We start from the raw sequence: 4884 nt of genomic DNA on the forward strand, positions 1-4884 counted from the left end.
GCCGCTTCCCGTTCCGGCGCGCCGGAGGGAGCCCGCCTTGACTTGAGACGGGCATGTCAATACGATACTCTCGTCTCACAACGAGCAATCCGGCCGCAGCGCCGCGCCGCGCCGGGCAAAGAACGCCGGTCGTACCGGCAACCGGGAGGAAAAGCCGGCCTGACGCGGGCGCATGCCGCTCGTGTCAGGCAGCGCACGCGATGGGCCACATCTACGTCGTCGGAACCGCGGACACCAAGGGCGAGGAGCTCGCCTTCCTCGCCGAGCGCATCCGCGCCGCCGGCGGCGCCCCGCTCGTCGTCGACGTCGGCATCCGCGCCCCGACGATCGTCCCCGACATCCCGGCCCCGGCGATCCCGCCGACCGAGGACCGCGGCACCGCCGTCACCGCCATGGCCGCGGCGCTCGCCGCCTGGCTGCCCACGCGGCGCGACCTCGACGCCGTCGTGGGGATCGGCGGCGGCGGCGGCACCGCCATCGTCACCGCCGCCATGCGCGCCCTGCCCTTCGGCGTGCCGAAGCTCATGGTCTCGACGCTGGCCTCGGGCGACGTCGGCCCCTATGTCGGGGTCTCCGACATCACCATGATGCACCCGGTCGCCGACATGGCCGGCCTCAACCGCATCACCCGCACCGTGCTCGCCCAGGCCGCCGCCGCCGTCACCGCCATGGCGCGGACGCCGGCCGCCACCACGACCAAGCCCGCGGTCGGCCTGACCATGTTCGGCGTGACCACCCCTTGCGTCACCCGCGTCGCCGATGCCCTGCGCGCCGACCGCGACCCGCTCGTCTTCCACGCCACCGGCACCGGCGGCCGCGCGCTCGAGATGCTGGCGGGCAGCGGCATGCTCGAGGGCTTCGTCGACGCCACCACCACCGAGGTCGCCGACGAGATCGTCGGCGGCGTGCTGACCGCCGGCCCCGACCGGCTCGGCGTCCTCGCCCGCACCGGCCTGCCCTGGGTCGGCGCGCCGGGCGCCCTCGACATGGTGAACTTCTGGGCGCCGGAGACGGTCCCCGCCCGCTTCGCCGGCCGGCTCTTCCACCGCCACAACGCCAACATCACGCTGATGCGCACGACGCCGGACGAATGCCGGCGGATCGCCGGCTTCATCGCGGCGAAGCTCAACGCCGCCACCGGCCCGGTGCGCCTGCTCATCCCCGAGCGCGGCGTCTCCGCCCTCGACGTCGCCGGCGGCCCGTTCCACGACCCGGCGGCGAGCGCCGCCCTCTTCGACACGCTGGAGGCCGAGATCGCGGCGACGCCCGACCGCCGGGTCGAGCGGCTCCCCCTCCATATCAACGACCCCGCCTTCGCCGACGCCCTCGTCGCCGCCTATCGCTCGATCACGGAAGGCTGAGCATGCCCGCCATACCCCGCGCCGACCTCCTGAAGCGTTTCCGCGCCCTGATCGACGCCGGCAAGCCGATCATCGGCGGCGGCGCCGGCACCGGCCTCTCGGCCAAGTGCGAGGAGGCCGGCGGCATCGACCTCATCGTCATCTACAACTCCGGCCGCTACCGCATGGCCGGCCGCGGCTCGGCCGCCGGCCTCCTCGCCTTCGGCAACGCCAACGAGATCGTCAGGGAGATGGCCGCCGAGGTGCTGCCGGTGGTGAAGCACACGCCCGTGCTCGCCGGGGTGAACGGCACCGACCCCTTCCTCCTCCTCGACCCCTTCCTGCGCGAGCTGAAGGCGCTCGGCTTCTCCGGCGTGCAGAACTTCCCGACCGTCGGGCTCTTCGACGGCACCATGCGCCGGAGCTTCGAGGAAACCGGCCTCGGCTACGGCCTCGAGGTCGACATGATCGCCGCCGCCCACGCGCTCGACCTGCTGACGACGCCCTACGTCTTCGACCCGGACGAGGCCCGCGCCATGACCCGCGCCGGCGCCGACATCATCGTCGCCCACATGGGGGTCACGACCGGCGGCGCCATCGGCGCCACCTCGGCGAAGTCGCTCGACGCCTGCGTCGGCGAGATCGACGCCATCGCCGACGCCGCCCGCGGCGAGCGCGGCGACGTCATCGTCCTCTGCCACGGCGGGCCGATCGCCGAGCCGGGCGACGCCGCCTTCATCCTGAAGCACGCCCGGACCTGCCACGGCTTCTACGGCGCCTCCTCGATGGAGCGCCTGCCGGTCGAGCGCGCGCTCACCGAACAGACCCGCGCCTTCAAGGCCATCTAGGGAGACCGCCATGCCCGGCAAGTTCGTCATCCGCTCGGAAGTCCCCGCCGACGCGCTCGACTGGGGACAGCTGCGCTGGCTCTGCAACCCGCCGAGCACCGGGGCGGCGGCGCTCACCGTCATCGACGTGACGCTGAAGCCCGGCAAGGGCCACGACTTCCACAAGCACCCCGACCAGGAGGAGGTGATCGTCGTCGTCTCCGGCCGGGTGGAACAGTGGCTCGACCGCGAGCAGCGCCTGCTCGGCCCCGGCGACTCGGTCTTCATCCCGGCCGGCATGGTGCACGCCTCCTTCAACGCCGGCGACGGCGAGGCGAGGCTCGCCGCCATCCTCGGCCCCTGCGTCGGCGAGGTCGGCTACGTCTCCGTCGAGGTGGCGGGCGATGCCCCCTGGAACACGCTCAGGGCACGTTAACGAAGGTTTCCCGGTGGTAAACGAAATCAGAATTCCCCTCACATATCAACCGGATAGCAAAGTGGGCACGCGTGCCCACCCGTGCGCGAGGACGGCATGACCAACAGCTACCCCAAGCTCCACAACGCCATGTGGCCGGGCATCGTCGGCAAGGGCGCCCCGGATTCCGAGCCGATCATCCCCCTCGACACCCTGCTCGAGCTGACCGCGGGCGCCGAGGCCGACGGCCAGAAGTTCGACGGCGTCGACCTCTTCGTCGTCGCCCCGCATTTCGACATCGACAGCGACCTCGACGCCGTGAAGCGGATGACCGACCATATCGCCTCCTACGGCCTCAAGGTCGGCTCCTTCGTCGCCCCGATCTGGGCCGGCGCCGGCGGCGGCTCGGCCATGGGCACCCCGGACGAGCGCCGCCAGTTCCTCGCCATGGTCCGCAAGGCGTCCGAGATCGGCCGGCAGATGCGCGAGTTCGGCATCCGCCCGACCGGCGGCATCCGCATCGACAGCTCCACCTCCGTCGAGGCCTGGGACAAGGACCCGGTCGGCAACTCGAAGCTCATCGCCGAGACCTTCGCCCAGGCCGGCGACATCGCCGCCGACCACGGCGAGTTCGTCGTCGCCGAGGGCGAAATCTGCTGGGGCGGCATGCATTCCTGGCGGGTGATGCGCGACCTGCTCGAGGCGGTCGGCAAGCCCGGCGTCGTCGGCTACCAGGCCGACATGGCCCACTCGATGCTCTACACACTGGGCTATAACGCCGAGGCCGACCGCATCCTGCCCGCCGACTACGACTGGCAGGACAAGTCCGCCCTCGACGCCGCCTACCGCCAGGTGGCCGACGCGCTGCGCCCCTGGACGCTCGACTTCCACGTCGCCCAGAACGACGGGACCGTCTTCGGCTCCGGGGACCACGAGAAGACCGGGCGGCACTGCCGGGTGGACGACCCGAACGGGCGGCTCGATATCGTCAGGCACGCCGGCTACTGGCTGCGGGACGAGAAGGGCGAGCTCACCATGCGGATGCGGCACATCTGCTGGGACGGCTGCATGTTCCCGAACGCGGTGATGCAGCAGCAGAAGACCTGGAACGACGTCCTCGCGGCCATGGTGAAGGTCCGCGACGCGCACGGCTGGAGCGAGTGATGGCTGGCAGGGACCTCAACATCGGCATGATCGGCTACGGCTTCATGGGCCGCTGCCATTCCAACGCCTTCCGCACCGCCCCCAACTTCTTCGACCTGCCACGCCGCCCGGTCCTCAAGGCCGCCTGCGGCCGCGACGCGGGCCGGACGCAGGCCTTCGCCGACCGCTGGGGCTACGAGAGCGTGGAGACGGACTGGCGGCGGCTGGTCGAGCGGGAGGACATCGACCTCGTCGACATCTGCGTGCCGAACGACCTCCACGCCGAGATCGCCGTCGCCGCGGCGGAGGCGGGGAAGGCGGTCGTCACCGAGAAGCCGCTGGCGCGGACCACGGCCGAGGGCGAGCGGATGGTCGCCGCCGTCGAGAAGGCGGGGGTGGCGAACCTCGTCTGCTACAACTACCGGCGGATGCCGGCGGTGACGCTGGTCAAGCAGGTGGTCGAGTCGGGCCGGCTCGGGCGGATCTTCCACTACCGGGCGAAGTTCCTGCAGGACTGGACCATCTCGCCCGACGTGCCGCAGGGGGGTGCCGGGACCTGGCGGCTCGACGTGCAGGCGGCGGGGTCGGGGGTGACGGGCGACCTGCTCGCGCACTGCCTCGACACCGCGCTCTGGATCAACGGCGGGATCGCGAGCCTGACGGCGATGACCGAGACCTTCGTGAAGGAGCGGACCCACGCCGAGACCGGCCGGAAGCAGGCGGTGGGGATCGACGATGCGGCGGCGGTGCTGGCCCGGTTCGAGAACGGCTCGCTCGGGACCTTCGAGTCGACCCGCTACGCGCGCGGGCACAAGGCGCTCTATACGCTCGAGATCAACGGCGAGCACGGGTCGCTGGCCTGGGACCTGCACGACATGAACCGGCTGGCCTGGTTCGACCACCGCGTCGAGGGGGCGCTCCGGGGGTGGTCGTCGATCCTGGTGACCGACGGGGAGCATCCCTACCTCGGCAAATGGTGGGTGCCGGGGCTCATCATCGGGTTCGAACATTCCTTCGTGCACACGATGGCCGACTTCATCACGGCGATGGAGACCGACCGCCCGGCGGGGCCGACCTTCCGCGAGGCGCTGGAGACGACGCGGGTCTGCGACGCGATCATCGCCTCGGGGAAGTCCGGGGCGTGGGAGACCCTCTGAAG

5 protein-coding genes are annotated in these 4884 nt (G+C 71.5%); all 5 read left to right on the top strand.

Going from position 1 to position 4884, the window contains the following annotated elements; all coding sequences use genetic code 11:
* The first annotated feature begins 200 nt into the window (after positions 1-200).
* The 5 genes from Q0112_RS16125 to Q0112_RS16145 all read left to right on the top strand — a co-directional run bounded on the left by Q0112_RS16125 (position 201) and on the right by Q0112_RS16145 (position 4882).
* Entirely contained in the window at positions 201-1361 is a 1161-nt protein-coding gene (locus Q0112_RS16125; protein ID WP_297977001.1) for a Tm-1-like ATP-binding domain-containing protein, read from the top strand.
* A 2-nt stretch (positions 1362-1363) separates the two neighbouring features.
* A complete protein-coding gene (locus tag Q0112_RS16130) occupies positions 1364-2188 on the top strand; it encodes a phosphoenolpyruvate hydrolase family protein (protein WP_297977002.1) in 825 nt (274 codons plus the stop codon).
* Positions 2189-2198: 10 nt separating this feature from the next.
* The gene (locus Q0112_RS16135) at positions 2199-2603 is read left to right on the top strand and encodes a cupin domain-containing protein (protein WP_297977003.1); all 405 of its coding nucleotides are present in this window, start codon (positions 2199-2201) and stop codon (positions 2601-2603) included.
* Positions 2604-2699: 96 nt separating this feature from the next.
* Positions 2700-3746: a TIM barrel protein gene (locus tag Q0112_RS16140; RefSeq protein WP_297977004.1), complete on the top strand. Its 1047-nt coding sequence runs from the start codon at positions 2700-2702 to the stop codon at positions 3744-3746.
* Positions 3746-4882 (top strand): Gfo/Idh/MocA family oxidoreductase, encoded by a 1137-nt coding sequence (locus Q0112_RS16145; protein ID WP_297977005.1) that lies wholly within the window; start codon positions 3746-3748, stop codon positions 4880-4882. The genes Q0112_RS16140 and Q0112_RS16145 overlap by 1 nt, the downstream gene beginning before the upstream one ends.
* Positions 4883-4884: the final 2 nt, after the last annotated feature.

Origin of the sequence: uncultured Amaricoccus sp. (assembly GCF_937858865.1) — a bacterium.
GTDB lineage: Bacteria > Pseudomonadota > Alphaproteobacteria > Rhodobacterales > Rhodobacteraceae > Amaricoccus.